The following is a 26,634-nucleotide window of genomic DNA, read 5'->3' as shown; positions in this document are numbered from 1 at the left end:
AGCTATGCAGACTATTCAATACCCGTTGCTTGTCGAGACTACCTTGACCCGCGTAATCGAAGCCGGCAGCGGCCCCGCCGTGGTGTTCGTGCATGGCCTCGGCGCCCGTTGCGACCGCTGGAGCGGTACCGTGGCGCGCATCGCCGATGCGGGCTACCGCGCTGTCACCTTTGATTTGCCAGGCCATGGCCTGGCGACCAAAGGCGCAGCCGATGCACCCGCCGATGTGCCGGCGTTGGCGCGTTATCTGGTGACGTTACTGGATCTGCTGGGCATCGAGCAGGCAGTACTGGTGGGCACCTCACTGGGCGGTCACATCTGCGCCTACGCCGCCACGCTGATCCCCGCGCGCGTGCCAGGCATCATGCTGGTCGGTGCCTTGGGCATCGCCCCGCTGAGTCGCGAAGCCGCCGAGGGCATCCAGCGCAGCGTCAAGGCGACCTCTCTGGAAGAGATCCGCGGCAAGCTCAATTATGTCATCGCCGACCCCACGCTGGTCACCGAGGGCCTGGTGCATGAAGAGTGGCGCATCAACAATTCCCCCGGCGCCAACGCCAGTTTCGTGCGCATGGGCAACTATGTGGTCGATGGTCTGGAGCGCGACTATGTCGCCAGCGAAGTCGCGGCGCTGTATCCGCCGGATAAAATCCGCCTGGTCTGGGGCGCTGCCGACAAAGCAGTGCCAGTCAGCATCGGCGAGCAATGCCGTGATTTGCTGGGCGGTGCGCCGCTGCTGCTGATCGAAGGCGCGGGCCATGCGCCCTACTTTGAAAAACCAGCGGCTTTCGATCCGCCGTTGCTGGAATTCCTCACCGCGCTGTATTGAGGACCACCGCGCCCTTGTGCGCGGTAGCGCGACAGTCATTGCCTGATCGTTGTTTGCAACACGCTTTCCCGCCGGCGGGCCGCCATTGATTGCGTAGCCCGCCGGTGGCGAAGCCGCGCGCCCGTCATTACAACAACCTGCAACTCTTATAACAATAAGCCTCCTTGGCAATTTCAATTCTGCTGCTGCCCCTCACCTTAATACTTATAAAGTTACAGGAGCTGTTTGCATGCGTGCAATAAAGTGGATCACCTTCTCGTTGGCAACTACCGCCGCCACCACCGGGCAATGGGCCATGGCCAGCGAGCAATCTGAAGCCTCGGGTTTTCTTGAAGGTAGCAAGCTCGACTTGCTCGACCGCAACTTCTATATCAACCGCGACTTTCGCAGCGGCAACTCGCCGGTGGGCAACAAGGGGCAACGTACACCCTACGGCGAGATCTGGGCCAACGGCCTGCGCGGCTTTTTTTCCTCGGGATACACCCAAGGCACAGTCGGTTTCGGCCTGGATGCCATCGGCTTCATGGGCGTAACGCTGGACAGTGGGGCGGGTCGGATTGGCGGCGTGTATACCGTGCCGGTGCGGGATAACGGCAAACCAGTGAACGAATTTTCGTCGCTCGGCCTGGCAGGCAAGATGCGCATTTCCAACACCGTGCTCAAGGTCGGCGACCAGGTCACTACCTTGCCGGTATTCGCTACGGACGACACCCGTATCGCTCCGGAGACCGCGCGCGGCATGCTGCTGACCAGCAAGGAAATCGACGGCCTGACCCTGCACGCAGGCAAGTTCGACGCCATCAAGGGCCAGCAATATGCAAGCCATGACAGCGTTGGCCTCAAGGATGCCAAATTTGCCGGCGGCACCTATAACTTCAGTTCAGCCCTGACGGGGGCCTTGTATTATTCCAACCTGGACGATGTTTTCCGCAAATACTATGGGGGCCTCGATTATACGCTGCCGATAGATGCCAATAACGCGCTGTCTACCAGTTTCAATCTGTATCGGACTAAATATGATTCAAACTATACCGGTACTGGCGGCGACGAAGACAACTCCATTTGGAGCGCAGCGATCGCCTACAGCTTGGGCGCTCATAAGTTGAGCCTTTCCTATCAAAAGTCTAAAGGCGGCTATATCAGCCCGACCGGGCGCCCGGTGGGTTATGTCTATGGGCCGGACGGCGGCGGTTCGATCTTCCTCGCCAACTCGATCCAATATTCGGACTTCAACAACAAGGATGAAGGCTCCTGGCAAGTGGCCTACAGCGTCAACTTCGCCACGCTGGGGGCACCGGGCCTGACGTTCGGGGCGCGTTTCGTCGACGGCCAGAACATCGACATGGGCAATGGCGCCGAGGCCGGCGAGCGGGAAACCGATCTGGACCTCAAATACGTGATCCAGAGCGGTACGGCCAAGGATCTCTCGCTGCGGATGCGCCAGGCGTTCTACCGCTCGCCGGACGTGCTCAACGGCGACGTCAACGACTTCCGTGTGATCGTCGAGTATCCGCTGAGCATCCTCTGACAGCCCGTAACGACAGGGCTTGCCCGGGCCCTGTCGTCGTGCTCCCGCCCGCACTGGCAAAGGCCATCGAGTCTGCCTCGCCCAGGCTTCGGTTTTTCCTAAGCAATGCCCAGCGCAAATGCTGGTTTCGCCAAATCAGGCACGATGTGAAGCTGGGACCATTCACCTCTCGTAGAGACACCAGACATGCCTACCCATACCCGCATCCGCATGTTCAACACCAAAGAAACCTACCCCAACCAATCCCTCGATAACGACCTGTGCCAGGCCGTGCGCGCCGGCAACACGGTGTATGTCCGGGGCCAGATCGGCACCGATTTCGACGGCAACCTGGTTGGCCTGGGCGACCCTCGGGCCCAAGCCGAGCAGGCAATGAAAAACGTCAAGCAACTGCTTGAAGAGGCCGGCTCGGATCTCTCCCACATCGTCAAGACGACCACCTACATCATCGACCCGCGCTATCGCGAACCGGTGTATCAAGTGGTCGGCAAGTGGCTCAAGGGCGTATTCCCGATCTCCACCGGCTTGGTGATTTCTGGCCTGGGCCAGCCCGAATGGTTGATGGAAATCGACGTTATAGCGGTCATCCCGGACGACTGGACCGCTGCCTGATCCACATGCCTTCAGCTAACGGAGCGGCCATGGCCACTGCATCGATCAAGCCCCTCGAACCCTGCATGGCGAGCCTCGCCGCCACGCCTGGGATCAATATCGCGGTGCAGCTGGACAAGGTGCTCAAGCGCTTCGGCGACTCGATCGCGCTGCATGAAGTGTCACTGAAAATCCAGGAAGGTGAGTTCGTCACGCTGCTCGGTCCCTCGGGCTGCGGCAAGACCACGCTGCTCAACCTGATGGCCGGCTTTGCCGAGGCGGATAACGGCGAGATCTTCATCGACGGCCAACTGGTCACCGAAACCCCGCCCTATCAACGGGAAATCGGCATCGTGTTCCAGAACTACGCGCTGTTCCCGCACATGAGCGTGGCCAAGAACATTGGCTACGGTTTGCGCATGCGCGGCGTCGCCAAGGTCGAGATCGCCGAGCGCGTCGAGCAAGCGCTGGCGCTGGTCAAGCTGCAGGGCTACGGCGAGCGCAAGCCGCGCGAGCTTTCCGGTGGCCAGCAGCAGCGTGTGGCGCTGGCGCGAGCGCTGGTGATCCGCCCCAAGGTGCTGCTGCTCGACGAGCCGTTCTCGGCGCTGGACAAGAACCTGCGCCTGTCGATGCAGATCGAGCTCAAGGACATCCAGCGCAAGCTCGGTGTGACCACGGTGTTCGTCACCCACGACCAGAGCGAAGCCCTGAGCATGAGCGACCGCGTGGTGGTGATGTCCGCCGGCCACGTACGGCAGATCGGTACCCCGGATGCGATCTATCGCCACCCGCAGGATCCGTTCGTGGCCAGCTTCGTCGGTGACGTCAATATCCTGCCCGGTCGCTACCTGAGCCGCGACGAGCTGGCCACCCTGGCGTTGGGCGATAGCAGCTTGCGCGTAGCGGCCGAGCGGGTGCATGCCGATATCGGCGAGCGCCTGGACATCTACGTGCGCCCGGAGAACATCCGCCTGGGCGCGCTGGGTGCGGACACGCTGCTCAGCGCCACGGTGATCACCCATGTGTTTCAGGGGGACCATGTGGATATTCATCTGGACGTTCCGGCGCTGGGCCACAACCGTTTGTTCGTGCGCCAATCCGGCCTCGACGCCCTGACCCGTTGGCCGGTCGGCGCGGCGGCGGGTTTGAGCTTCGATGCCGAGGGTGTCTGCGCCTTTGCCGCGGGGGCGGTGTGAGGATGCGGCAGATGATTATTCATCAACTGTGCGGGCTTCTTCGCGAGCAAGCTTTGCTCCCACCGGTGTACGGCTCAGGTCCGCCTGCACCCTGGGCGCGAGGTGGCGCGTTCGGCGGCGAAGAGGCCAATGCATACACCGCCGTTCTGAGCACCGTCTCACCCACTTATTGAATCAGGGCACTCCATGACCGCTAACCATTACACCGAGCAACCCGCATGAGCCTGCTGCCAGACACCATCACCGCCGTCATCGCCCACGAACCCGGCGGGCCCGAAGTGCTGCGCAGCGTCGAGCGGCCAATGCCGCTGCCTCGAGCCGACGAAGTCCTGATCCGCATCGCCGCCGCGGGCGTCAACCGCCCGGACCTGATGCAGCGTAACGGCATGCCGCTCCCGCCGGGTGTCACAGACGTGCTCGGCCTTGAAGCCGCCGGTACAGTGGTGGCCGTGGGCAGTGCGGTCAGCGACTTTGTACCCGGCGACCGCGTCATGGCCCTGCTCAATGGCGGCGGTTACGCCCAGTACTGCGTCGCCCTGGCCGGGCATTGCTTGCCCGTGCCCGCCGAGCTGGCGCTGGAAGATGCGGCGGGCGTACCGGAAGCGGCCTTTACGGTATGGCACAACCTCTTCGAGCTGGGGCGCCTGAAAGCGGGTGACACGGTGCTGATCCACGGCGCTGCGAGCGGCATCGGCAGCCTCGCCGTGCAGTGCGCCCATGCTGCGGGTGCGCGGGTCATCGCCAGCGCTGGTGGTGCCGAAAAAGTCGCCCTGCTGGAGGCGCTGGGGGTGTGGCGCGCGGTGGATCGGCATACCGAGGACTTCGTTGCGGTAGTCGCCGAGTGCACCGAAGGGCGCGGCGTCGATGTAGTCCTCGACAACGTCGGCGGCCCCTACGTAGTGCGCAATCTGGAGGCCATGGCGGCCGGCGGACGCCACGTCAGCCTGTCGTTTCTGCAAGGGGCCAGGATCGAACTCGACCTGCAGCTGTTGATGCGCAAAAGCCTGAGCCTCACCTCCTCGACGCTGCGCCCGAAAAGCATCGCAGAGAAGACCCGGCTGGCCCAGTGCATCCGTGCCAACCTGCTGCCGTGGTTGGCGTCGGGCCAGGTCCGGCCGCTTATTCATGCGCGCTTGGCTTTGAGTCAGGCTGCCGATGCCCATCGCCTGCTGGAGAGCAACGCCAATCTGGGCAAGGTGTTGCTGATTCCCTGAGTCACCTCGCTACAGGTCCTTCACTCATCCGGACGATTGCCAATGTTCAAACTGTATTACGCCCCGACGTCCCCCTACGTGCGCAAGGTCATGATCACCGCCCATTGCCTGGGGCTTGCCGAACAGATCGAACAACTCGCCTCGGCTGCCCACCCGATCAACCGCGACGAACGCATCGCCACCTTCAATCCGTTGGCCAAGGTGCCGGCGCTACAGACCGCCGAGGGCCTGACGCTGTACGACAGCCGGGTGATCTGCGAATACCTCGACAGCTATGCCGGTGGCTCACTGTTCCCGCGCGAAGGCCTACCTCGCTGGACCAGCCTGACGCGTCAGGCTTTGGGCGATGGTCTGTTGGACGCCGCGATGCTGATGCGCTACGAAGCCGTGGCGCGCCCGGCCGAGAAGCAATGGGACGCCTGGACCGACGGCCAACTGACCAAGGTCCGCGCCGCCCTGGCAGACATCGAGCGCCAGGTCGTGTCGTTCAGCACGGTGCCCGACGACATCGGCCTGATCACCCTCGGCTGCGGCCTCGGCTACCTGGATTTCCGCTTCGCCGACCTCGACTGGCGCGCCGACCACCCCGCCACCGCCGCCTGGTTCGCCGTATTCGAGCAGCACCCGGCCATGCTCGCCACCCGCCCTTTTGAATAACGCCTTGGAGTCCGCCATGCCCCATACCGTGTTTTTCCTCAACGGCCCCAACGCCAACCTCTACGGGCTGGACACCCAGGGCACCTACGGCAGCGAGAGCTTCGCCAGCATCGAGGCCCGCTGCCAGCGCCACGCCACCGCTTTGGGCCTGCAGCTGGAGTTTCGCCAGAGCAACCACGAAGGCGTGCTGGTGGACTGGATTCAGGAAGCGCGCCTGCGGGCCGACGCGGTGATCATCAATGCCGCCGGGCTGAGCTACAGCTCGGTGCCGATCCTCGATGCGCTGCTGGCGTTCGACGGGCCGATCATCGAAGCGCACATGAGCAATATCTGGAAGCGCGAGAGTTTTCGTCATCACTCCTACGTGTCCAAGGCCGCCACCGGCGTGATCGCCGGCCTCGGCGCGCTGGGCTATCGACTGGCGCTGACCGCGGTGGCGGAACTGCTGGACGACACACCAGAGGAGCCTCAGCCATGACCTCGACCCTGGTGTTCTACAGCCAGTTCGACAGTTTCGAAGAATGGCGGGACTTGCTCGCGCCGCAACTGCCCGGCGTGCACATCTGCCAGGAGCAGGACATCGACGACCCGGACAACGTCCACTATGTGCTGGGCTGGAAGCCGCCGCAGGGCTTCTTCGCGCGCTTTCGCAATCTCAAGCTGCTGGTCAACCTGGGGGCCGGGGTCGATCAACTGGTCGGCCGCGATGATTTGCCAAAAGTGCCCATCACTCGGGTTTCCGATCCCGATATGGGCCGCATGATGGCCAGCTACGTGCTGTTTGCCGTGCTGCGTTACGCCCGCGATATTCCAGCGTTCGAACGTGCCCAGCGCGAGCGGCGCTGGCACTACCTGCACCCGCGCGTGCCGGCGAGCATCCGCGTCGGTGTGCTGGGCCTGGGCGAGTTGGGCGCTTATGCAGCGCTGGAACTGGCGCGCCAAGGCTTCGACGTGCGCGGTTGGTCACGCTCTGCCAAACAGCTGGACAACGTCACCTGTGTCAACGGCATGGACAATCTGAACGGTTTTATCGCCAGCAGTGACATCCTCGTGGTGATGCTGCCACTGACTCAGCAGACCCGCGGCCTGCTGAACGCCGAGCGCCTGGCGCTGCTACCCGAGGGGGCTTGCTTCATCAATGTCTCTCGTGGCGCAGTGGTCGACCAGGCGGCGCTGACAGCGGCGCTGACCAGCGGGCAGATCGCGGAGGCGACCCTGGATGTGTTCGACCGCGAACCGCTGCCCCCTGTGGATCCGCTCTGGGCCTTGGACAACGTGCTGATCACCCCGCACATGGCCTCCATCGCCATCCCGGCCTCGGCAGCGCAGCAGATCGCCGACAACATTCAGCGCCTGGGCCGTGGCGAGCCGGTGTTGCACGAGATCGATCCACAGCGCGGCTATTGAGCACAGGCCTGCATCGCAAATCCTGAGGCACAGGTACAGCAAAGGTTGTTTTACCGATTTCATGGATCAACCTCATGATCGCTCAAAGCTGCCAGGGCGCAGCCCTGCCCCACCAGGTAGGCGGCGCCACCGCCTTGTGCGGGTGCTGCCCACGAGTTTTTTCATCCACCGCCCAGAAGGAAAAGAACATGCTGCGTAACGCCATTGCCTTGACCCTGTTGAGCGCCAGCCTGCTGGCCGCCACGCACGCCAATGCCGCCGACAAGCTGATCGTCAGCACCTGGGGCGGCAGCTTCAAGGACCTGATCGACGAAGCCATTGGCCAGCAGTTCACCCAGCAAACCGGCGTCGAGGTCGAGTACGTGACTGGCGGCACTATCGACCGCCTCAACAAGGCCAAGCTGGCCGGCACCGCCGAGACCGACCTGACCTTCACCACCTCCCACGTGGGCTGGCTGTACACCCACGACAAGCTGTTCGAAACCCTGGACATGAGCAAGATCCCCAACGCCGCCAACCTGGTCAAGCAGGCCAGGCTGAGCCCGTCGCACATCGGCGTGTGGGGCTACGTCTACACCATCGGCTATCGTCCCGACCTGGTGCCCAAGGGCGAGACCTTCAGCAGCTGGGAAGACCTCTGGAAGCCCGAGCTCAAAGGCACCCTGGCCCTGCCCGACTGGGACCCGAGCCACATCATCGCGATCGCCGCCAAGCTCTCTGGCAGCGACGCCGAGCACTGGGAAAAGGGCCAGGACAAGCTCAAGGCGCTGATCCCTAACATCAAGGCGTTCTACACCAACGATGCCAACAGCCAGCAGTTGATTGCCACCGGCGAAACTCCGGTGCAGGTCATGCTGTCGATGAACGCCTATCACATGATGGACGAAGGCGTGAACATCAAGCTGGCCATCCCCGAGGAAGGCGCGGTGCTGGGCGTCGACGCCATGGGCATCAACACCGGCAGCAAGCACGCCGACCTGGCCTATAAGTTCATGAACATCGCCTTGTCGCCTGAGGTGCAGGCCAGGATCGCCAAGATCAACCGCGGCAGCCCGGTGGTGACCAATGCCCATGTCGACCCCGAAATCGCCAAGCTGCCCGGCATGCTGACCACCCCGGCGCAGTGGGACGCGACCTTGAACATCGATCCCGAACTGCGCGCCGAGAAATCCGCCGAGTGGCGCAAGTGGTTTTCGGAAAACATCATGGCGCACTAAGCGTTGGTTGATCGTTTTTGCTTCAACGGCCTTGTCTGCAAGGCCGGTTGCCGAATCGCGGCGGGCATTTTCAGGGGCGAGCCCCCTCGCTACAGGAAACACCTCATGACCCGAAAACCTGCGTTCGTGCTGTGGTTCGTACTGCCTGCGGCAGTGACCGCCATCGGCCTGACCCTCGCGCTGCTGACCGTGCTGCAATACAGCGTGCGGGCTTTCATTCCCGGCTCGCTGGAGGTCGGCGGTTTCACGCTCGGCAACTTCCACGACCTGTTCAAGAGCCTCTATGCCGAGGCGTTCCTGAACACCGTGGCGCTGAGTTTCAAGACCGCGCTGTTCGGCCTGCTGCTCAGCTATCCGCTGGCCTATGCACTGGTGCGTACCCGCGCTGGCTGGTTGAAATCGAGCATTCTGATCATCGCCATCACCCCGTTGTTTCTCGGCGAAGTGGTGCGTACCTATTCATGGATCATCGTGCTGGGCAGTAGCGGTTTTCTCAACAGCCTGCTGCTGGGCATGGGCGTGATCGACACGCCGCTGCAGTTGATGTTCACCCAGACCGGCGTGGTCCTGGCGTTGGTCCACGTGACCATGCCGATCATGGTGCTGATGCTCGCCACCGGGCTGTCGCACATCGACCCGGCCTACGAGAAGGCCGCCACCAGCCTGGGCGCCGGACCGATCCGCGCCTTTCTTACCGTGACCCTGCCACTGTCGCTGCCCGGTATCGTCGCCAGCCTGACCACGGCCTTCGCCTGGACCTTCAGCGCCTTCGCTACGCCGCAGCTGATCGGTGGCGGCAAGGTCAGCACCATCGCCACGCTGGTGTACCAGCTGGGTTTTTCGTCGCTGAACTTCCCCTTCGCCGCGGCCCTGAGCGTTGCCGGCCTGGTGCTGACCGTGCTGCTGCTGGCCGCGCTCAAGCGCATGACCCGTTCCCTGCACAGCGTTGGAGATCACTGACATGACCCGTTCCCATCGCGACAAATGGCTGGGGTATGCCGGCCGCTTGCTGGTGACGCTGATTTTGCTGTTCGTGCTGCTGCCGACGTTTGTGGTGGTCATCTCCTCGTTCAGCAGTACCGCTGTGTTGTTCTTCCCGCCCAAAGGCTGGTCGTTGCGCTGGTTCCAGCGGGCGCTGAGCTACGATGATTTTCGTACCGGCTTTTACGCCGGGTTGATCATCACCGCCTGGGCTTCGAGCCTCGCGGTGGTGATCGGCACCACCCTGGCAATCGCCATTCACCGCTATGAGTTTCGTTGCAAGCGCGTGCTCGAAGGCGTGCTGCTGTCGCCGCTGTTCATCCCCCACTTCACCATCGGCCTCGGCTTGCTGATGCTGGTGGCGCAGTTCAATCTGGGCCGTGGCTATGCACTGGTGATTTTCTGCCACGTGATTCTGGTCTTGCCGTTCGTGCTGCGCAGCCTGTATGTGTCGCTGCACAACCTCGAGCAGCGGGTCGAGCTGGCTGCGGCGAGCCTGGGCGCTTCGCCGTTGCGCGTGGTGTGGACCATCACCGTGCCGCTGATGATCCCCGGGCTGTTCGGGGGTTGGCTGTTTGCCGCTATTCTTTCCTTCAACGAATTCACCGCGTCGCTGTTCGTCACCACCCAGGCGACGCAGACCTTGCCCGTGGCCATGTACAACTACGTGCGCGAGTTTGCCGACCCGACCCTGGCGGCGCTGTCGGTGATGTACATCGCCGCCACCGCGACCTTGCTGACCCTGGCCAATCGCTTCCTCGGCCTGGGCCGCGTGCTCAACGTCGAAGGCGCGCGCTGACGCGGCCGTTCAATCACTTAGCTGAACAGGATCTATCACCATGACCTTTTCCATCATCGGCCGCTGCGCCGAAACCGGCCAAATGGGCATCGCCGTCAGCTCGTCGAGCATCGCCGTGGGCGCCCGCTGCGCCTGGTTGCGTGCCGGCGTGGGTGCGGTGTCGACGCAGAACATCACCCTGCCCGCTATCGGCACCTACGTGCTGGATGCACTCGACGCCGGCGTGCTGCCCGAGCAGGCGCTGGCCTCCGTGCCGGCGTACGACCGCTACAGCCAGTTCCGCCAGGTGACCAGCATTGATCACTTGGGTAACACCGCGTTTTTCAGCGGCAGCCAGACCCTCGGTATCTACCATGCCACGGCCGGTGAGCAGTGCGTGGGCGCCGGCAACATGCTGGCCGACGTCAGCGTGATCGACGTGCTGGTGCAGACCTTCGAGACCACTGGCGGGCAACTGGCCGATCGCTTGATCGCGGCCATGCAAGCCGCATTGGCCGCCGGTGGCGAGGCCGGCCCGGTGCACTCCGCAGCGCTTAAAGTGGTGGGCGACGTGAGCTGGCCGATCATCGACCTGCGCGTCGACTGGGCCGATCAGGATCCGGTCGGCGCGTTGGCTCGGCTGTGGGCCGATTACAGCCCGCAAATGCAGGACTACCTGACCCGCGCCCTGGACCCGACCCAGGCACCGAGCTATGGCGTACCCGGAGACGAATAAATGAACAGCAAGGCACTGTTGAGCACGCTGATCGGCTTCGACACCACCAGCCGCGAATCCAACCTGCAGTTGATCGCCTTTGTGCGTGATTACCTCAACGCGCACCAGGTGCCCTGCGAACTGATCTTCAATGACGAACGCAGCAAGGCCAACCTGTTCGCCACGATCGGCGTCGACGATCGCCCTGGCGTGGTGTTGTCCGGCCACACCGATGTGGTGCCGGTCGACGGCCAGCCCTGGACCGTACCGCCCTTCGAGCTGACCGAGCAGCACGGCAAGCTATACGGCCGCGGCACTGCCGACATGAAGGGCTACATCGCCTGTGTGCTCGCCGCCGTGCCGGCGCTGCTGGCCGAGCCGCTGCGCATGCCGGTGCACATTGCCCTGTCGTACGACGAAGAAGTCGGCTGCCTGGGGGTGCGCAGCCTGCTCGCCGAGCTGGAACACCGCCCGCACAAACCGGCGCTGTGCATCATCGGCGAACCTACCGAGCTCAAACCGGTGCTCGGCCACAAAGGCAAACTGGCGATGCGCTGCGACGTGCATGGCGCTGCCTGCCACTCGGCCTATGCGCCGCAGGGGGTCAACGCGATCGAGTACGCCGCTGAGTTGATCGGCGAACTGGGCCGCATCGGCTCGACACTGCAAGCCGCCCATCTGCAGGACCCGCGCTTCGACCCGCCCTTCTCCACCGTGCAGACCGGCGTGATCGGCGGCGGCAAAGCGCTTAACATCGTCCCGGCCGATTGCCGCTTCGATTTCGAGATCCGCAGCTTGCCCGACCAGGACGCCCACGCCGTTGCCCAGCAGTTGCAGGCCTACGCCCGCGAGCACGTCGTGCCGAAAATGCAGGCGGTGAATGCAGGTACCGGGATTCGTTTTTCCGAGTTGTCGTCCTATCCGGGGCTGGCGACCGATGCCCACAGCGAAGCGGCGAAGCTGATTGCCGAGTGCTGTGGCTCCAGCGAATTCACCACGGTGGCCTTCGGTACCGAGGGCGGGCTGTTCGATGCCATCGGTATCCCGACCGTGGTGTGCGGGCCGGGGAGCATGGATCAGGGGCACAAGCCGGACGAATTTGTCAGCGTTGCACAGCTGGCGGGGTGTGATCGGATGCTGGAGCGATTGGTGGAGGTGTTGCGGGCTTGAAGATTGTCGAGCGCAGCTCAAGCTGCGCTCGCCTCGGCCGATAGTTGTACAACTGATAAAGGTTGCACAACCTTTGCATCCGCCATGAGGCTTTCATGAACCTTCGGTCCATCAACATTGCACCTCGCGCTTCGCTGTGTTTCGCGGCGATCACCTGCCTCTTGATTGCTCTCGGGGTGTTTGCCTACCTGCAACTCAACCAGTTGCGGGGGACGGAACAACTGATCGAAAAAAATTTGCTACCCAGCATCCAGGTCGGCGATGACCTGCAAATCGCCCTGCTCCACGCCCGCCTCGAAAGTATTCGCCTGCTCGCGACCAGCGACCCGGCCGGCCACCAGACGGCACTGACCAACCTCAATGCCGCTAGAAAGCAGATGGATGAGCGCACCGATGTCTACCGTCGCAACTTTGTGAGCGAGCCGGATGACGTGATCAAGTTCGACAAGGCGGCGGTGCTGATGAAGCGCTACCTGTCGGGCCTCGACCAGATCGTCGCGCTGGATGTGAGCGATCACGACCGGGCCGTGGTGTTCGCCAACACCGACCAAGCCGAGCACGCCGCGGCCTACCAGGCAGAGCTCACCGCCCTGCGCGATGCCGACAATCAGGAGGCTGCCCAAGCAGGTGCCAACGCGCAGGCCGTGTATGACAAGAGCGTTTCGGTGGTGATTTCAGTCGTGCTGATCGCCTTGGCGCTGACTGTGCTGTTGGCGATACTGCTCACCCGCAGCATCACTCGTCCTATCAATGCGTCGCTGCTGCTGGCGACCCGAATTTCGCGCAGCGACCTGACCGGCACCATTGACAACAACGGGTCGGACGAGGCAGCGCGGCTGATGCGAGCCCTGCAACTGATGCAGACCAACCTGAGGATGACTATCCAGCAAATCGCTGGTTCTTCCTCTCAACTCACCACCGCCGCACAAAGCATGAGCACCATTACGCAGAGTGCCAACCGCACCCTGCAGCAGCAAAACAGTGAAATCGAACAGGCCGCCACGGCGGTGAACCAGATGAGCGCGGCGGTAGATGAGGTCGCGCGTAACGCCACTTCAACCTCGCAGGCGGCCAAGGACTCAACCGAGGCTGCGGCGACAGGCAATCAGAAGGTAGGTGAAACACTGCAGGCAATGCGTACCCTCACGGATCGTGTCGAACTGACTTCAGAGCAGGTACAAGGGCTCGCCGTACAGGCACAAGACATCAGTAAAGTGCTCAGCGTGATTCGCGCGATCGCCGAGCAGACCAATCTACTGGCGCTGAACGCGGCTATCGAAGCCGCCCGCGCAGGTGAGCAGGGCCGCGGCTTCGCCGTGGTCGCCGACGAAGTCAGAGCCCTTGCCCATCGCACGCAGACATCGACCCAAGAGATCGAGCAGATGATCTCGACCATACAGGCGGGTACTTCCCAAGTGGTGGAATCGATGGGCAGCAGCACGCGGGAGGTGCACAACACCCAGCGCAGCGCTGACGAAGCCGGGGTGTCCCTGAAGTTGATCACCGCCACCGTGCAAGTGATCGATGAGCGTAATCAACAGATCGCCACGGCTTCGGAAGAACAGGCCCATGTCGCACGCGAGGTCGACCGGGCATTGGTCAGCATCCGCAACTTGGCTGACCAGAGCAGCGCGGGTACCCAACAGACGTTGGCAGCCAGCCATGAGCTTTCGCAGTTGGCGGTCAGCCTCAAAGCGATGGTCGACCAGTTCAAGACCTGATCTACTAGCGCGCGGCTTACTGCGCCGGCACCGGGCAGCTCAGGTCACCTTCCTGACACTTGAGATACTCCTTCAGCGCCTCGGTACGCGACGACGTTTGCGCCGTCAGGCAATTGAGGTGGACTAGCGGATAGACGCTGCCACCGCTGACTCCAGAGGCCGCGAATTCGCACTCGGCGTCGCGCCAGCTGACCCAGGATCGTTGTGCGCCGACCAGCCGCTTTTTAGTGTCAGCAGCGCCTTTCAAGCGCTGGGTAATCTGCTGATAAACGCTATTGAGTGTTTTATCGGCCGCCTGGTACTGGCGGCCGGCGCAGGCGTTCATATCGGCCTGGGTGGTAGCGTTGTCACAGTCTTCGGCATAACCCAGCGGGGTGAACAGGCACGCCATCAAAGGTAAAAGGCACAGCGATTTCATGTTGTTTTTCATCTTCAATTCCAAACGGGGCCAAATGCGGGACTTCATCCAGAGCGGGTATTATCGAGCATCAAGCCGGATAAAATCCTGCTGGTACATTTCGTTCTATCAACAAGGTGCCGAAACTTGGAACCTTCATCCGACCTGAGCTACCTAATCTCTGCGTGCGCATCTAGCGCATCACCATGGCTGCCTCTTGGGCCTGAGCCGGGCCGTCCAATCGGAGATATTGAAATGACCGACGTTCATAAAGAAACCATCAAGGTACTCAATGACCTGATCGAGACCTCGAAGGATGGGGAAGCGGGCTTCAAGGATCTGGCTGAACACACCAAAAACGAACACCTGCGCAGCGTATTCACCAGCCGCGCGGCGGATACCGCGAGCGGCGCTGCCGAGCTGCAAAGCCTGGTAAGAGGCCTTGGCGGTGATCCAGAGACCACCACCAGCGTGAGTGCCGACCTGCACCGCCGCTGGGTCGATCTGAAATCGGCAATTACCGGTAAAGATGACGCCGCACTGCTCAATGAAGCTGAACGCGGTGAAGACGTGGCTAAAAAGAGCTACAGCAAGGCGTTGGAAAATCAGGATCTGACTCCGGACATCCGCGCAGTCATTCAAAAGCAGTATGACGGCGTGCTGCGTAATCACGACCAGATCAAAGCGCTGCGTGATCAGGCCCGCGCTCAGAAATAAGTCGATGGCCCGGGCAACCTCAGGTTGCCTGGGCCGCTGTCAAACCCGTCGTTTTTCATCACCTCCTTGACCGTGCCGGTGGCGTTGCCCGCCGCGCAGACGATCTTGGCAAACATGCTTTTCGCACTATCCGCCCTCCCCCCCAACGCTGTATGCGCTTGAACTCGCCCCGCCTCGATCACCCAGCTTAAAGGCCCACTCCAGAGCCTTCGAGCGTACTTATCCGACTGAAGACCAATCACCACGCCCTTTTCTGGCTGAGCAAGGCAACGATGCTGGCCAACCCTGAGCGGCCACCGGGAAGTCCGCTTGAACTTCCCGCCAACCCGCTCGCTCACTAGATCACCATTCATAAAAAGGCAGACCGGTCATGAGAGCACTCACCTACCACGGCGCTCACAATGTCAAAGTAGACACCGTTCCCGATCCAGTGCTGGAGCAGCCGGATGACATCATCCTGCGGGTGACGGCCACGGCGATCTGCGGCTCGGATCTGCATCTGTACCGAGGCAAGATTCCCGCAACCGAGCATGGCGACATTTTCGGGCACGAGTTCATGGGCATCGTCGAAGAGGTCGGCGCCGGTGTCACTGCGGTGAGCCGTGGCGATCGAGTGGTCATTCCCTTTGTCATCGCGTGTGGCAGTTGCTTCTTCTGCCAGCTGGATCAGTTTGCGGCGTGCGAAACGACCAATACCGGGCGTGGCGCGATCCTCAACAAGAAAGCCATCCCGCCAGGCGCTGCTCTGTTCGGATTCAGCCATCTGTACGGCGGCATTCCGGGTGGCCAGGCTGAATACGTGCGTGTGCCTCAAGCCAACACGGGGCCATTCAAGGTCCCTGGGGCCTTGGCCGATGAGAAGGTGCTGTTTCTTTCGGACATTCTGCCCACCGCCTTCCAGGCAGTGAAGAATACCGAGATTGGCCAAGGCTCGAGCATCGCGATCTATGGCGCGGGGCCGGTGGGCCTGCTATGTGCTGCAGTCGCCAGGATGCTCGGCGCTGAACGGATATTCATGGTCGATCACCATGCTTACCGTCTGGCGTATGCCCAGCAAACCTACGGGGTGATCCCCATCAATTTCGATGACGATGATGACCCTGCCGATACCATTATTCGCCAGACCCCGGGTAACCGAGGTGTAGACGGCGTGGTCGACGCCGTAGGCTTCGAGGCCAAAGGCAGCACCACCGAAACCATACTGGCCACGCTCAAGCTCGAAGGCAGTAGCGGCAAGGCACTGCGCCAATGCATCGCTGCGGTCAGGCGCGGTGGCGTGGTGAGCGTTCCGGGCGTCTACGCCGGCTTCATACACGGTTTTCTGTTCGGTGATGCCTTCGACAAGGGCCTGACCTTCCGGATGGGCCAGACGCACGTGCAACGCTACCTGCCTGAGCTGCTCGAGCACATTGAAGCCGGCCGCCTGGCCCCGGAAGCGATCATCACTCACCGTATGTCGCTCGAACAGGCCGCCGAGGGCTACAAGATCTTCGACAAGAAGGAAGAAGAGTGCAGAAAGGTCATTCTGACGCCTGGCGTTACGGTCAGCGACTTACCGGTAAGCGATGTCATCAGCAGTGCGCCGACGGCTTGAGTCTGGGGAGAGATGGATTTCAGGGCTATGGATTTCGTTGAATTGCTGCAATGGCCAGCCATGGCTATCACCGTGCTGGCGGCATGGTTCATGGGTTCGTTGCGCGCGAAGCGCCGGGTAGTCGCATTCTGGTGCTTCACGGCCGGCAACGTCATGTGGGTCGTCTGGGGCTTGGGTCATCACGCCTATGGCTTGATCACACTGGAAGTCATGATGGCGCTGATGAACATGAGAGGCTTGATGAAAAACCTCAGGTTAAGAAAGGCGTCAGCGCACGGATTGTCGGTGCCTCCAAGGTGAGTCAGCTGGACGATGCGATTACCGCGCTGGAGTTGTCGTTGAGCGCCGAAGAAATCACCCACCTTGAAGCACGCTATGTGCCGTATGCCATGACCGGATTTGCCTGAATACCCGGGCGCCAGCTCATTGTGACAGCTGCCTGAGCCAGGCAGCTGCCGCAATGGCCCGGTATTTCAGAGCTTGAAGCTACCCACCAATCCCTGCAGATGAACACCCAGGCGCGCCAGTTCGACACTGGACGAGGCCGTCTCTTCGCTGGCTGCCGAGGTCTGCTCGGAGATATCGCGCACATTCAAGACGCTGCGGTTGATCTCCTCGGCGACTGCTGCCTGCTGCTCGGCTGCGGCAGCGATCTGTTGGTTCATGGACTCGATGGAAGACACCGAGCGGCTGATATTCATCAGCGAAGTGCCTGCCCGGCGCGTCAGCTCAACGCTGCTGTCGGTCAGCGTGCGGCTGTTTTCCAACGTGGTGGACACCTGCTGGGTACCTTTTTGCAGGCCGTCGATCAGGCCTTCGATCTCTTCAGTGGAGGCCTGGGTACGCTGCGCCAGGCTGCGCACTTCATCGGCGACCACGGCAAAGCCGCGGCCCGCTTCGCCTGCCCGTGCGGCTTCGATGGCGGCGTTGAGCGCCAGCAGGTTGGTCTGCTGAGCGACGGCCTTGATCACGTCCAGCACAGTGCCGATCTTGTCGCTTTCGCGCTTGAGCTCGGTCATCGCTGTGGTGGAATGCCCTACTTCGGCGGCCAGGCGCTCGATCTGGGTCATGGCCTGGGCCACCACCTCATCACTGTCTCGGGCATCGTTGCTGGCCGTCACGGCCGCCTGCGAAGCTTGTTCGGCGTTGCGTGCGACTTCCTGCACGGTGGCCGCCATCTCGTTCATGGCCGTAGCCACCTGGTCGGTTTCGACCTTCTGACTGTTGACCCCGGCGCTGGTTTGCTCGGTGACCGCCGAGAGCTCTTCGGCCGCGCTGGCGATTTGCACCACGCCATCGCGAATACCGCCGATCAGGCCGCGCAAGTTCACGGTCATACTCTGCATGCTGTTTTGCAGCTGCCCTAGTTCGTCACGGCGAGTGACGATCAAGTCCTGGCCCAGATCACCACGGGCAACACGCTCTGCGGCCTCAAGGGTGACCCTCAGCGGGACGACGATCAGGCGAGTGATCAGCCAGGCGGCAAGGATGCCGAATACCAGCGCCAAGGCAGACGCGGCACCCAGCCACAGGTTGGCTTGATTGACGTCGTGGTCACGTTTGGCGGTCTGCCCCGCCGACAACGCTTTGCTGGCTTGCAGCAAGGCGCCGATGTCGACGTTCAAGGCGTCCTGGGCCTGGCGAGACTTATCTTCGTTCTGCGTTTGCACGGCCTGAGTGAAGTCGCCGAAGTGGGTGCGGTACTGGTCCAGCGCCCGATCGGCCTGATCAACCAGGCGCAGGCTTTCGGGTGTCTCCAATTGGGTACGGATATCGTCGATCTGGCGATCCAGAGTGTCTGCAGCTTTGAGCACGGCCGCAGCGTGCTCGCTGTCGGGCTTCAGCGTGTAGGACAACCGCGCAATGCGCATGTCCCGTGCCTGCTCGTTGAGCTTGGTGATCTCGATCAGCTTGTCGCCGCGCTCACTCAGGGCTGCGAGGCCGCGCCACCCGGTCAAGGCAATCAGCACGGTCAGTACTAATACCAGCGCAAAACCCAGCGTCAGTTTTGCGCGAACGCTGATGTTTCCCAACCCTTTTGCTATCGATCCAAACATCACGCTATCTCTGCTATTGAGTGTCATTGAGCGCGGCGGTCACGCAGTCGTCTGCGGCCCTTCATGCTGGCGTGTAGTGAAACGCCAGCATCGCGATATCAAAATGACACCATGCAGATAGCGTGGTTCCTTTGACGTCAAATTTATTGGCGTCCTTCCCGCTGTGCGGCAAAGATCATCAAGGCGAAGTGACGGTCACCACGTACATGCCGGAGGTAATCGTTCTGCCCGCCTTGTCGACCAGCACATAGTTCTGGTTGTAGTACCGACTGTCGCCTCGGGACTCCTCGATCAGCCGAGCGGTGATCTGGGCATCCTCGACGTTGCCCTGCACTGGGCCGACGCTTTTTACCTGGAAGGTGCTGCCCTGACTGGCGGAGGGACAACGGCTGAGTTCGATGACCGATTGCGCCGAGACAGCTGTGTTGCAACCGACCTCGACGATGCTGCCTTCAAAATGAATGACGCCCTGAGTCGGGAGCGATGCGGCGCTGCAGGCCCCGGCCATCACGAGGCACACAACTGCGGGGAAAGACTGGCGTTTGATATTCATTGGCATGCTCCATGGGGGGTAACCATGGTGTCGCCGGTTTGCTGGAGAACTTGAGGGGTGGTTACAAAGTCATCGGAGGCCTGGGGCTGGGTCACACGGGTGGGCAGCGACATCCCCAAGTGTCACGCTTTTGTGAGCACTGCCCCGCCTTTATTGTGCTAGTCCCCCGCGGCGCAACTTCCTATAGTCAATCCATACCCCGCCGCCGCTTACAAGGATGCGTTCGATGACTGACTTGCACGATCTCTCGGCCTCGCAACTGCTGGCCCTGTATGCCAGCCGGCAGCTGTCGCCGCTCGATTATTACGATCACCTGATCAGCCACGTGCAGCGCTGGGAACCGCAGATCAACGCGCTGTTCGCCTTCGATCCGCACAGCGTACATGCCCAGGCCCGCGCGGCCACCGAGCGTTGGCACACGGGCGAGCCCAATGGCCCGCTGGACGGGGTGCCGGTCACCATCAAGGAGCTGATCGCCAGTCAGGGCACCTCGGTTGCGCTGGGTACCGCGGCCACCAGGCTCAAGCCTAGCCTGGTCGATGCACCGCCCGCAGCACGGATGCGCGAGGCCGGGGCGATCCTCTTTGCCAAGACCACGGTGCCGGATTTCGGCATGCTGTCCTCCGGGCTGTCGAGCCTGCACGGCGTGACCCGCAACCCCTGGAACACCGCCAACAACACGGGCGGTTCAAGCTCTGGCGCGGCCGCAGCAGCGGCGGCCGGCTACGGGCCCTTGCACATCGGCACCGACATCGGCGGCTCGGTACGCCTGCCCGCTGCGTGGTGCGGGCTGGTGGGCTTCAAGCCGACCTTGGGGCGCATCCCCATCGACCCGTATTACACCGGCCGTTGCGCCGGGCCCATGACCCGCACCGTAGACGACTGCGTGCTGATGATGGAGTACCTGGCCCGCCCGGACCGCCGCGACGCCACCGGGCTGCCGCCGCTGAGCACGCCGTGGCGCAACGATCCGCTAAGCGTCAAGGGCCTGAAGATCGGCCTGATGCTCGAACCCGGCGCAGGCCTGCAACCAGAGGGGTTTGTCTGCGAGGCGGTGGAACAGGCCGCGCGGCTGTTCGAAGCCCACGGCGCCAGCGTGCGGGTGATCGCGCCGATCATGGACCGCGCGCAGCTCGACGGCCTCGACCGTTTCTGGCAGGCGCGCCAATGGGCCGAACTGTCGGCGCTGAGCCCGCAGCAGTTGGAGCAAGTGCTGCCGTATATCCGCGAATGGGCCGCACCCGGCGAGCAGTTGACTGCCGTGCAAGCGGTGCAAGGCTTCAACCAGACCTTCGAGATGCGTCGCCGCACAACCCAGGTGTTCGAAGACGTCGACCTGATCCTTTCGCCCACCAATCAGGTCAATGCCTTCCCCGCCGAGTGGCCGTCACCGACGCGCAATCCGCGCCAGCCGTTCGAACACATCGTCTTCACCGTGCCGTGGAACATGGGCGAGCAGCCGGCGCTGTCGATCAACTGCGGTTTCGCCGCCGATGGTATGCCCATCGGCCTGCAGATGGTCGCGCCGCGCTTCAATGACCAATGGCTGCTGCAAGTGGCCAAGACCTATGAGAGCTGGCGTGGCGCAATCCACCGCTGGCCGACACCTGCATCCCTCTGACACTGCCCAACCAGACCCGCCGCCCCGCAGCGCGACGGGTACCTACGCATGACTTTCAAGGGGCACGTATGCACAGCCAGTCAACGTCTCAAGGCACTGCCAGCGGCAAAAGCATCTTTGCCGTGGTGCTGGGCAATGCCGTGGAGTTTTTCGATTTCGGGGTGTACGCCACCTTCGCCGTGATGATCGGCCACACCTTCTTCCCCAGCGACAACGCCTTCCTCAGCCTGATGCTGACGGTCACCGCCTTTGGCATAGGCTTTGTGGTACGCCCGCTCGGCGCGGTGCTGATCGGTTCTTACGCCGACCGCGTCGGACGCAAGCCGGCGATGCTGTTGACCCTGGTGATGATGGCCGTGGGTACCGGCAGCATCGCCATCCTGCCGGGCTACGACAGCATCGGCGTCGCCGCGCCGATTTTGCTGGTGCTGACCCGGCTGATTCAGGGCCTGGCCTGGGGCGGAGAAGCCGGCCCGGCCACCACCTATATCCTTGAGGCCGCCCCCGAGCACAAGCGCGGCACCTATGCCTGCTGGCAAGTGGTCGCCCAAGGCGTCGCGGCGATGGTCGCCGGCCTGGTGGGCTACACCCTGACCCGCGTGCTGTCCCCCGAGGACCTCAACAGCTGGGGCTGGCGCGTGCCCTTCGTGTTCGGCCTGCTGGTGCTGCCGATCGGCATCTACATCCGCCGCAACCTGGCCGAGACTTTCCACGGTCAAGGCGAGAGCGCCAGCACTGCCGCCTTGGTGCGCGAAATCCTCGGCCAGCATCGCCGCGCCCTGGTGCTGGGTTTGCTGATCCTCTCGGGCAGCACAATCACCCAGTACTTCCTCAACTACATGACCACCTTCGCCATCACCGAACTGCACCTGCCCACCGGCATCTCGATGCTCTCCACCTTGGTGGCCGGCGCCGCCATGGCAGTGTGCGCGGTGGCGGGCGGCATGCTCTGCGACCGTTATGGCCGAAAGCGCATCCTGATGATCCCGCGCATTATCCTGCTGCTGGTGCTGTTCCCGGCTCTGCAGTTGATGACCGCGCACCCCAGCCCGAGCACCTTCCTGATCACTTTGGCAGTGCTCTCTGGCCTGCACGGTATGAGCGGCGCGGCGTTGATCGTGCTGCTGGTCGAGAGCTTCCCCAAGGCGGTGCGTTCCACCGGATTCTCGATCGTCTATGCCTTCGGCGTCGCGGCCTTCGGCGGCACCGCACAGATCATCATCACCTGGCTGATCGGCACCACCGGCGATCCGATGTCGCCGGTCTGGTACCTGCTGGTGGCCAATCTGGTGTGCCTCACCTCGGCCTGGTTCGCCCACGAAACACGTCCCACTCAGGCTGCGCAGACAGCCCTTGCGCCAAAGCTCCGAGAAGCCGGCGTACGCTGAACATCCCTCTTTAGCTAGCTGCCCCAACCACTTTTAACGACCGATACCGGCTGCCCGCACAGCAGCCGGGGCGGCCGTCTGACGTCTTCGATTTGGGGGTTCATCATGTTCCAACGGCTTCTGTTCACCGCCACCCTGGCCTGCGGCACCAGCGTGCTGACCGAGACCGCCAGCGCCGACAACGCTCAGGCCCAAGCGACGGGGTTTATCGAGGGCAGTGCGCTGGACCTCAATCTGCGCCATTACTACTCCAGCCAGCACACCAAACGCTCCACCCACCTGGTCATCCAAAAACCTGGCGGCAACCAGCCTACCCGCACTCGCGAGACCTGGGTGCAGACCAGCATGCTCAAATACAGCTCGGGCTACACCCAGGGCCTGATCGGCTTCGGCGTCGACGCCAGCCTGTTCAGCGCCGTGACCCTGGACCGCGGCCACGGCGACGTCGCCAACGGTGGCGACCGCGTGCTGGTCAACGGCAACGGTGACGCACTGCCGACCTGGAGCCGCCTCGGCGTCGGCGACATTCGCCTGCGGGTGTCCGGCACCGAACTCAAGGCCGGCCGCCTGATGACCGAAAACCCCATGCTGCGCTACAAGGACAACCGCGCCCTGCCCTCCAGCTTTCAGGGTGTAGCCCTCTACAGCAACGAATGGGACCGCCTGGCCCTGCAAGCCGGCACCTTCGAGCGCGCCATCCCACGCACCGGCACTGGCGCCGAACGCCTGACCACCACCTTCGGCAACCGCGCCTATACCGGCGAGCGCATCAGCTACGTCGGCGGCACCCTCAAGCCCGGCTACGGCCTGGAAGCCAGCCTCTACGCCTCGCGCTTCGAAAATATGTGGGACCAGACTTATCTCGGCATCACCCAGCGCAGCGGCGACAAAGCCAAGGTCGCCCTCAAGACCGCCTTCAACTACTACCACACCCGCGACCAAGGCGATCAGCGCCTGGGCTACATCGACAACAACGCCTACAGCCTGGCCTTGACCGGCACCCACCTGGCCCATAGCGTGACCCTGGCCTGGCAGCAGATCTTCGGCGATGAATACTTCGACTACGTCTGGGAGTCCACCGGCAACTACATGGCCAACTCGCTGTACTCGGACTACAACGGCCCCAACGAAAAATCCTGGCAACTGCGCTATGACCTCGACCTGGCTGCCTACGGCCTCCCCGGCCTGACCGCCACCCTGTGGCACGCCAAGGGCTGGAATATCGATGGCACCCATTACGACGGCGACCGTAATGGCCGCAACACCGGCTACAACGTGCGCGGGCTGGATGGCGCCAAGCATGACGAGAACGGGTTGATGGTGGCGTACACCGTTCAGTCGGGGCGGCTGAAGAATGCGGTGTTACGTACCATTGTTTACAACCATCGGGCCAGCGGCGGGCAGATTGATGGGAGCTATGACGAGTTTCGGTTGGTGGGGAATGTGCCGATCAATATTTTTTAGGGGGTGAGGCCGTAGATTTTGGCGTCTGGTCGTCTTGCACAACATACAGGCAAAAAAAACCGCCATCGCTGGCGGCTCGATTTGATGCAGAGAACGACCAGGCACGTGCCCCTGCTATCCGGCCAGCAGGCTCAAGGTCTTTACCTTTTGCAAGGCTCACTGACAGGAATTGGCGCTCAATATTAGAAGCGACACCAGCCAAGCGACGCGCTTCGGCTTGGTACTGGGCAGCAAGTAACGGCTTTGCGGTGCGCTTAGAAGCCTTCATGGAAAACCTCGGGAATGGATTTGATGTTCATGTTATCAGTCCGTAGCTGCGCATAGCTGCGGCCAGCATCTCCTGGCACTTGAGCGAGGCGCTGGACTGCGGGCGGTTGCGGTATACGCACAAGTCGATGCGCACGCGGCCCAGGTCGTCATCGGCGATCGGCACGGCTATGAGGCCATCGCTCAGGTCCCGTGCTTCGGCGTCTATCTGGGGCAGGATCAGCACCGCCGAGCCAAGGCGCGCCAGGCTCTTCTGGGTTTCCAACGAGCTGGTGGTGAACACGGGCGTGAAGCTGACGCCACGCTTTTTCGCCGCCAATTCCAGCGCCTGACGCACCCCATAGGCGGCATCGGGGATCGCCAACGGTTGACCCTGCAATTCGGCCAATTCGATGCTGTCGCGGCTGGCGAAGGGGTGTTCGGCGCTGACCAACACGCGGTGCCAGAGCTCGCATTGCGCGGTGACTTCGACATCGGCGCGCTCAGGCAGGTAGAAGGCCAGGCCCAGATCGGCCTCGCCGCTGCACAGCGCGTCGACCGTGGCTGAAGCACTGGCGATGACGATATTGAAGGTGACCTTGGGGTGGGCGCGGGACAGCGCTGCGAGGACTGGCGCCAGCATGGTCGAGACGATGCTTTCCGAGACAAAGATGCTGATGTTGCCGGCGATCTGACTCTGGCGGCTGCTGATGACTTCGCGCACCTGCTCCATCCCCCGCAGGGTGATCGCGACTTGCTCGGCCAGGCATTGGCCGTCGGCAGTGAGGCGGATGCCGCGAGCACCACGTTCGATCAGGGTTGCACCGAAGAAGTGCTCCAGGTGCTCGATTTGTCGGCTGACGGCAGTGGGGGTGACATAGAGGCGCTCAGCGGCTTTGCGCAGGGAGGCGCAGCGGGCGACTTCGTGGAAGTAGCGTAGGGCTCGGAGTTGCATGGTGGGGTTCGCTTTTAGGGGCGCAATTGCATTTGCCTTGCAAGATGCGTCCCGGAGTAGATGCAGAGGCATGATCGGCATCCCTGGAAAACTCCTACGGCGACCTGCCACGCTGGTGAGACCTGTACGTGCTCACTAGGCGACAAGCACCTTGCGCATGAACACCCTTGGGAAGCCATCCTCTATGGCTCGATGCGTCTCTCGATAACCAAGCTTTCGGTAAATCTCGACGTTTTCAATCATCAGCTCATGGGTGTACAGCCTGATGGCCTGTGATCCGACAGCCCGCGCATGCTCCTCACAAAACGCCATCAACATTTTACCGATGCCTTGGCCCTTCTGTCGGGGCGCCACCGCCACGTTCACGAGCAGCAGCACCGCGCCCTCTTCGACCATGACCAGCACCCCCACGATTTCAGTGCCGCGAGTAGCGACGAAGACGTCGTTCTCGACCACGACGTTGCGGTAATCATCCAACATCGGAGCGGGCTTCTGCCCGATTCGGGCGATGTAGGGCTTGTAGGCGTCGATGACGAGCGTTGAGATAGCCCCCGCGTCCTCAATGGTGGCCCTGCGCATGGAGAGTAGTTTCACGAGACAGCTCCAGAGGTCGACTTCTGACGTTTGCAGCGCTCAGAGCAATAACGAACTTCATCCCAGCAGCGCGCCCATTTCTTGCGCCACGAAAAAGGACGGCCGCAAGTAGCGCAATTCTTGGAGGGCAATTCACTTTTCTTCACGGAGACTCTTACCTTTTGGCCACGATCCCACATTCCTGGATTTACACGCCTGCGTGTCCGGTCTGCATGGCGTCCCCAGGAATTGTATGCTTCGGTACGTTGCCTTGCATGACGGCCTTGATAACAGGCCGCCAATACCGAAACCGCCTGACCTTGCGCCGACGTCCATCGCGCGGTGCAACGCGCATTTTTGTCACCCCGAGGGCAGCCCTGGCCTTGAACGCTTGTGGTCGAGCGGCGAGAGGGTTAACCTCTCGGCCCTCGCTGCTCATCAGCGATGTGGGCTTGGCGGCCCAATCAATACAGCGCAACAGCGCTCAACTCCGTTTTGCAGGCGCATTTTTTTCGCCTGCATTTCGGTGCTATGGCGAATTGCGCAGGGACCTCCTCGGAGGTGCCGGTTTCCGTATTGTCCGGTCCGCCAACCTTGCGTAATTCGCCACCCAATTCTGCTTGGCGGCAGACGGTGGCGATCCTTTAATCACAATCCGGATCCTTACTCAATGACCCAAACCAATCTCCACACCGCTGGCACCACCCCTTTCGGCCGCTCCCTTGACGGCCACAAGCTGTTCACTGTCAACCCTGACATCCCCGCCATCGACGCGCTGGAACACGCCTCCATCCTGCAGGACTGCGCCAACAAACTGATGACCGAAGCCGCGTTTGGCGATCCTACCGGGCATGCAGCCTTGTCCGCCGTTTACCTGAACGAAATGGGCAAGGCGCTGATGGATGATGTTGCTCAAGCGATGGCGGCAGCGGTCTGATCTGCTTCTCCCGCGCCAATCTGATGTGCAGGCGAGACTCTGCGCGGGCCTGACCGGGCGCTGAAATTGTCCAACAGGGTGTTGGACAATTCCTCGGGGTCATATCCAGTGCTGCTTGCCAAGCTGAACGC

The 26,634-nt window shown here is 62.3% G+C and carries 29 protein-coding genes and 1 pseudogene; 22 read left to right on the top strand and 8 right to left on the bottom strand.

All coding sequences use genetic code 11. From position 1 onward, the window contains the following. Nucleotides 1-4 precede the first annotated feature (4 nt). The 14 genes from LIX93_RS00510 (at nucleotide 5) to LIX93_RS00445 (ending at nucleotide 14,001) form a co-directional block, all read left to right on the top strand. On the top strand, nucleotides 5-826 hold the full coding sequence (locus LIX93_RS00510; RefSeq protein ID WP_226502058.1) for an alpha/beta fold hydrolase: 822 nt from the start codon (nucleotides 5-7) through the stop codon (nucleotides 824-826). 229 nt (nucleotides 827-1,055) lie between these two features. Beyond that, the gene (locus LIX93_RS00505) at nucleotides 1,056-2,354 is read left to right on the top strand and encodes an OprD family porin (protein ID WP_226502057.1); all 1,299 of its coding nucleotides are present in this window, start codon (nucleotides 1,056-1,058) and stop codon (nucleotides 2,352-2,354) included. 186 nt (nucleotides 2,355-2,540) lie between these two features. Continuing rightward, nucleotides 2,541-2,966 carry a RidA family protein gene (locus LIX93_RS00500; RefSeq protein ID WP_226502056.1) on the top strand — a complete coding sequence of 142 codons (426 nt, stop codon included), beginning with the start codon at nucleotides 2,541-2,543 and terminating at the stop codon, nucleotides 2,964-2,966. A 29-nt stretch (nucleotides 2,967-2,995) separates the two neighbouring features. Next, nucleotides 2,996-4,141 (top strand): ABC transporter ATP-binding protein, encoded by a 1,146-nt coding sequence (locus LIX93_RS00495; protein WP_226502055.1) that lies wholly within the window; start codon nucleotides 2,996-2,998, stop codon nucleotides 4,139-4,141. A 218-nt stretch (nucleotides 4,142-4,359) separates the two neighbouring features. Beyond that, nucleotides 4,360-5,355, top strand: a complete 996-nt coding sequence (locus LIX93_RS00490) for an NAD(P)H-quinone oxidoreductase (protein ID WP_226502054.1) — start codon at nucleotides 4,360-4,362, stop codon at nucleotides 5,353-5,355. Nucleotides 5,356-5,397: 42 nt separating this feature from the next. After that, entirely contained in the window at nucleotides 5,398-6,012 is a 615-nt protein-coding gene (locus LIX93_RS00485; protein WP_226502053.1) for a glutathione S-transferase, read from the top strand. 16 nt (nucleotides 6,013-6,028) lie between these two features. Next, nucleotides 6,029-6,490, top strand: a complete 462-nt coding sequence (locus tag LIX93_RS00480; protein ID WP_226502052.1) for a type II 3-dehydroquinate dehydratase — start codon at nucleotides 6,029-6,031, stop codon at nucleotides 6,488-6,490. Beyond that, nucleotides 6,487-7,419, top strand: a complete 933-nt coding sequence (locus LIX93_RS00475) for a glyoxylate/hydroxypyruvate reductase A (RefSeq protein ID WP_226502051.1) — start codon at nucleotides 6,487-6,489, stop codon at nucleotides 7,417-7,419. The genes LIX93_RS00480 and LIX93_RS00475 overlap by 4 nt, the downstream gene beginning before the upstream one ends. A gap of 188 nt (nucleotides 7,420-7,607) precedes the next feature. Next, nucleotides 7,608-8,636 (top strand): polyamine ABC transporter substrate-binding protein, encoded by a 1,029-nt coding sequence (locus tag LIX93_RS00470; protein ID WP_226502050.1) that lies wholly within the window; start codon nucleotides 7,608-7,610, stop codon nucleotides 8,634-8,636. A gap of 105 nt (nucleotides 8,637-8,741) precedes the next feature. Next, nucleotides 8,742-9,596 (top strand): ABC transporter permease, encoded by an 855-nt coding sequence (locus LIX93_RS00465; RefSeq protein WP_226502049.1) that lies wholly within the window; start codon nucleotides 8,742-8,744, stop codon nucleotides 9,594-9,596. Between the two features lies 1 nt (nucleotide 9,597). Beyond that, the gene (locus LIX93_RS00460) at nucleotides 9,598-10,416 is read left to right on the top strand and encodes an ABC transporter permease (protein WP_226502048.1); all 819 of its coding nucleotides are present in this window, start codon (nucleotides 9,598-9,600) and stop codon (nucleotides 10,414-10,416) included. Between the two features lie 40 nt (nucleotides 10,417-10,456). Then, on the top strand, nucleotides 10,457-11,131 hold the full coding sequence (locus LIX93_RS00455) for a DUF1028 domain-containing protein (protein WP_226502047.1): 675 nt from the start codon (nucleotides 10,457-10,459) through the stop codon (nucleotides 11,129-11,131). Beyond that, nucleotides 11,132-12,280 carry an acetylornithine deacetylase gene (gene argE / locus LIX93_RS00450; protein ID WP_226502046.1) on the top strand — a complete coding sequence of 383 codons (1,149 nt, stop codon included), beginning with the start codon at nucleotides 11,132-11,134 and terminating at the stop codon, nucleotides 12,278-12,280. 95 nt (nucleotides 12,281-12,375) lie between these two features. Continuing rightward, entirely contained in the window at nucleotides 12,376-14,001 is a 1,626-nt protein-coding gene (locus LIX93_RS00445; protein WP_226502045.1) for a methyl-accepting chemotaxis protein, read from the top strand. A 16-nt stretch (nucleotides 14,002-14,017) separates the two neighbouring features. Here the strand turns inward: LIX93_RS00445 and LIX93_RS00440 are convergent, their stop codons facing one another. Continuing rightward, nucleotides 14,018-14,431, bottom strand: a complete 414-nt coding sequence (locus tag LIX93_RS00440) for a lysozyme inhibitor LprI family protein (protein WP_226502044.1) — start codon at nucleotides 14,429-14,431, stop codon at nucleotides 14,018-14,020. A 222-nt stretch (nucleotides 14,432-14,653) separates the two neighbouring features. Here LIX93_RS00440 and LIX93_RS00435 point away from each other — a divergent pair, with 222 nt between their 5' ends. Further along, the gene (locus LIX93_RS00435; RefSeq protein ID WP_226502817.1) at nucleotides 14,654-15,115 is read left to right on the top strand and encodes a PA2169 family four-helix-bundle protein; all 462 of its coding nucleotides are present in this window, start codon (nucleotides 14,654-14,656) and stop codon (nucleotides 15,113-15,115) included. On the opposite strand, the gene LIX93_RS29500 is transcribed toward LIX93_RS00435, so the two are convergent. Next, nucleotides 15,106-15,231 (bottom strand): hypothetical protein, encoded by a 126-nt coding sequence (locus LIX93_RS29500; RefSeq protein ID WP_260524618.1) that lies wholly within the window; start codon nucleotides 15,229-15,231, stop codon nucleotides 15,106-15,108. The genes LIX93_RS00435 and LIX93_RS29500 overlap by 10 nt on opposite strands. 254 nt (nucleotides 15,232-15,485) lie before the next feature. Between LIX93_RS29500 and LIX93_RS00430 the strand changes: the two genes are divergently transcribed. The 3 genes and pseudogenes from LIX93_RS00430 to LIX93_RS29675 all read left to right on the top strand — a co-directional run. Then, entirely contained in the window at nucleotides 15,486-16,709 is a 1,224-nt protein-coding gene (locus LIX93_RS00430; protein WP_226502043.1) for a zinc-dependent alcohol dehydrogenase, read from the top strand. Nucleotides 16,710-16,736: 27 nt separating this feature from the next. Continuing rightward, nucleotides 16,737-17,009, top strand: coding sequence for a hypothetical protein (locus LIX93_RS00425; RefSeq protein ID WP_226502042.1), 273 nt, complete (start codon nucleotides 16,737-16,739; stop codon nucleotides 17,007-17,009). Further along, nucleotides 16,967-17,116 (top strand): annotated as a pseudogene (locus LIX93_RS29675) (aldo/keto reductase); the annotation flags it as partial. The gene LIX93_RS00425 and the pseudogene LIX93_RS29675, both read left to right, overlap by 43 nt. Nucleotides 17,117-17,182: 66 nt before the next feature. Here LIX93_RS29675 and LIX93_RS00420 read toward each other — a convergent pair. Next, entirely contained in the window at nucleotides 17,183-18,766 is a 1,584-nt protein-coding gene (locus LIX93_RS00420; RefSeq protein ID WP_226502041.1) for a methyl-accepting chemotaxis protein, read from the bottom strand. Between the two features lie 178 nt (nucleotides 18,767-18,944). Further along, nucleotides 18,945-19,319: a type 1 fimbrial protein gene (locus LIX93_RS00415; protein WP_226502040.1), complete on the bottom strand. Its 375-nt coding sequence runs from the start codon at nucleotides 19,317-19,319 to the stop codon at nucleotides 18,945-18,947. A gap of 226 nt (nucleotides 19,320-19,545) precedes the next feature. On the opposite strand from LIX93_RS00415, the gene LIX93_RS00410 reads away from it, so the two are divergent. The 3 genes from LIX93_RS00410 to LIX93_RS00400 all read left to right on the top strand — a co-directional run bounded on the left by LIX93_RS00410 (nucleotide 19,546) and on the right by LIX93_RS00400 (nucleotide 23,792). After that, complete coding sequence (locus tag LIX93_RS00410; protein WP_226502039.1) at nucleotides 19,546-20,940, top strand: amidase; 1,395 nt, start codon at nucleotides 19,546-19,548, stop codon at nucleotides 20,938-20,940. A 68-nt stretch (nucleotides 20,941-21,008) separates the two neighbouring features. Then, nucleotides 21,009-22,328, top strand: a complete 1,320-nt coding sequence (locus LIX93_RS00405; RefSeq protein WP_226502038.1) for a citrate-proton symporter — start codon at nucleotides 21,009-21,011, stop codon at nucleotides 22,326-22,328. Nucleotides 22,329-22,433: 105 nt separating this feature from the next. After that, nucleotides 22,434-23,792, top strand: a complete 1,359-nt coding sequence (locus tag LIX93_RS00400; RefSeq protein WP_226502037.1) for an OprD family outer membrane porin — start codon at nucleotides 22,434-22,436, stop codon at nucleotides 23,790-23,792. Here LIX93_RS00400 and LIX93_RS00395 read toward each other — a convergent pair. The 4 genes from LIX93_RS00395 to LIX93_RS00380 form a co-directional block, all read right to left on the bottom strand. After that, entirely contained in the window at nucleotides 23,779-24,060 is a 282-nt protein-coding gene (locus LIX93_RS00395; protein WP_226502036.1) for a hypothetical protein, read from the bottom strand. The two genes, LIX93_RS00400 and LIX93_RS00395, sit on opposite strands and share 14 nt — an antisense overlap. A 27-nt stretch (nucleotides 24,061-24,087) precedes the next feature. Continuing rightward, complete coding sequence (locus LIX93_RS00390; RefSeq protein ID WP_226502035.1) at nucleotides 24,088-24,993, bottom strand: LysR family transcriptional regulator; 906 nt, start codon at nucleotides 24,991-24,993, stop codon at nucleotides 24,088-24,090. Between the two features lie 135 nt (nucleotides 24,994-25,128). Next, on the bottom strand, nucleotides 25,129-25,587 hold the full coding sequence (locus LIX93_RS00385; protein ID WP_346015204.1) for a GNAT family N-acetyltransferase: 459 nt from the start codon (nucleotides 25,585-25,587) through the stop codon (nucleotides 25,129-25,131). Beyond that, entirely contained in the window at nucleotides 25,584-25,733 is a 150-nt protein-coding gene (locus LIX93_RS00380) for a DUF2256 domain-containing protein (RefSeq protein ID WP_226502034.1), read from the bottom strand. The genes LIX93_RS00385 and LIX93_RS00380 overlap by 4 nt, the downstream gene beginning before the upstream one ends. Before the next feature lie 503 nt (nucleotides 25,734-26,236). Between LIX93_RS00380 and LIX93_RS00375 the strand changes: the two genes are divergently transcribed. Next, nucleotides 26,237-26,503 carry a DUF3077 domain-containing protein gene (locus LIX93_RS00375; protein WP_226502033.1) on the top strand — a complete coding sequence of 89 codons (267 nt, stop codon included), beginning with the start codon at nucleotides 26,237-26,239 and terminating at the stop codon, nucleotides 26,501-26,503. Nucleotides 26,504-26,634 lie beyond the last annotated feature (131 nt).

Origin of the sequence: Pseudomonas sp. MWU16-30317 (assembly GCF_020515695.1) — a bacterium.
In the GTDB taxonomy this organism is placed as follows: Bacteria; Pseudomonadota; Gammaproteobacteria; order Pseudomonadales; family Pseudomonadaceae; genus Aquipseudomonas.
The sequence above is the reverse complement of the archived record's forward strand: the minus strand, read 5'-3'. Positions and strand labels throughout refer to the sequence as shown.

Excerpts from the sequence above, each read along its gene's own strand:
- LIX93_RS00405 (WP_226502038.1), top strand. The coding sequence starts at position 21,009 with ATGCACAGCCAGTCAACGTCTCAAGGCACTGCCAGCGGCAAAAGCATC.
- LIX93_RS00505 (WP_226502057.1), top strand. The coding sequence starts at position 1,056 with ATGCGTGCAATAAAGTGGATCACCTTCTCGTTGGCAACTACCGCCGCC.
- LIX93_RS00480 (WP_226502052.1), top strand. The coding sequence starts at position 6,029 with ATGCCCCATACCGTGTTTTTCCTCAACGGCCCCAACGCCAACCTCTAC.
- argE (WP_226502046.1), top strand. The coding sequence starts at position 11,132 with ATGAACAGCAAGGCACTGTTGAGCACGCTGATCGGCTTCGACACCACC.
- LIX93_RS00475 (WP_226502051.1), top strand. The coding sequence starts at position 6,487 with ATGACCTCGACCCTGGTGTTCTACAGCCAGTTCGACAGTTTCGAAGAA.
- LIX93_RS00440 (WP_226502044.1), bottom strand. The coding sequence starts at position 14,431 with ATGAAAAACAACATGAAATCGCTGTGCCTTTTACCTTTGATGGCGTGC.
- LIX93_RS00460 (WP_226502048.1), top strand. The coding sequence starts at position 9,598 with ATGACCCGTTCCCATCGCGACAAATGGCTGGGGTATGCCGGCCGCTTG.
- LIX93_RS00465 (WP_226502049.1), top strand. The coding sequence starts at position 8,742 with ATGACCCGAAAACCTGCGTTCGTGCTGTGGTTCGTACTGCCTGCGGCA.
- LIX93_RS00485 (WP_226502053.1), top strand. The coding sequence starts at position 5,398 with ATGTTCAAACTGTATTACGCCCCGACGTCCCCCTACGTGCGCAAGGTC.
- LIX93_RS00500 (WP_226502056.1), top strand. The coding sequence starts at position 2,541 with ATGCCTACCCATACCCGCATCCGCATGTTCAACACCAAAGAAACCTAC.
- LIX93_RS00420 (WP_226502041.1), bottom strand. The coding sequence starts at position 18,766 with ATGTTTGGATCGATAGCAAAAGGGTTGGGAAACATCAGCGTTCGCGCA.
- LIX93_RS00430 (WP_226502043.1), top strand. The coding sequence starts at position 15,486 with ATGAGAGCACTCACCTACCACGGCGCTCACAATGTCAAAGTAGACACC.
- LIX93_RS00510 (WP_226502058.1), top strand. The coding sequence starts at position 5 with ATGCAGACTATTCAATACCCGTTGCTTGTCGAGACTACCTTGACCCGC.
- LIX93_RS00390 (WP_226502035.1), bottom strand. The coding sequence starts at position 24,993 with ATGCAACTCCGAGCCCTACGCTACTTCCACGAAGTCGCCCGCTGCGCC.
- LIX93_RS00455 (WP_226502047.1), top strand. The coding sequence starts at position 10,457 with ATGACCTTTTCCATCATCGGCCGCTGCGCCGAAACCGGCCAAATGGGC.
- LIX93_RS00415 (WP_226502040.1), bottom strand. The coding sequence starts at position 19,319 with ATGAATATCAAACGCCAGTCTTTCCCCGCAGTTGTGTGCCTCGTGATG.
- LIX93_RS00425 (WP_226502042.1), top strand. The coding sequence starts at position 16,737 with ATGGATTTCGTTGAATTGCTGCAATGGCCAGCCATGGCTATCACCGTG.
- LIX93_RS00410 (WP_226502039.1), top strand. The coding sequence starts at position 19,546 with ATGACTGACTTGCACGATCTCTCGGCCTCGCAACTGCTGGCCCTGTAT.
- LIX93_RS29500 (WP_260524618.1), bottom strand. The coding sequence starts at position 15,231 with ATGTTTGCCAAGATCGTCTGCGCGGCGGGCAACGCCACCGGCACGGTC.
- LIX93_RS00395 (WP_226502036.1), bottom strand. The coding sequence starts at position 24,060 with ATGAAGGCTTCTAAGCGCACCGCAAAGCCGTTACTTGCTGCCCAGTAC.
- LIX93_RS00375 (WP_226502033.1), top strand. The coding sequence starts at position 26,237 with ATGACCCAAACCAATCTCCACACCGCTGGCACCACCCCTTTCGGCCGC.
- LIX93_RS00490 (WP_226502054.1), top strand. The coding sequence starts at position 4,360 with ATGAGCCTGCTGCCAGACACCATCACCGCCGTCATCGCCCACGAACCC.
- LIX93_RS00445 (WP_226502045.1), top strand. The coding sequence starts at position 12,376 with ATGAACCTTCGGTCCATCAACATTGCACCTCGCGCTTCGCTGTGTTTC.
- LIX93_RS00400 (WP_226502037.1), top strand. The coding sequence starts at position 22,434 with ATGTTCCAACGGCTTCTGTTCACCGCCACCCTGGCCTGCGGCACCAGC.
- LIX93_RS00470 (WP_226502050.1), top strand. The coding sequence starts at position 7,608 with ATGCTGCGTAACGCCATTGCCTTGACCCTGTTGAGCGCCAGCCTGCTG.
- LIX93_RS00435 (WP_226502817.1), top strand. The coding sequence starts at position 14,654 with ATGACCGACGTTCATAAAGAAACCATCAAGGTACTCAATGACCTGATC.
- LIX93_RS00495 (WP_226502055.1), top strand. The coding sequence starts at position 2,996 with ATGGCCACTGCATCGATCAAGCCCCTCGAACCCTGCATGGCGAGCCTC.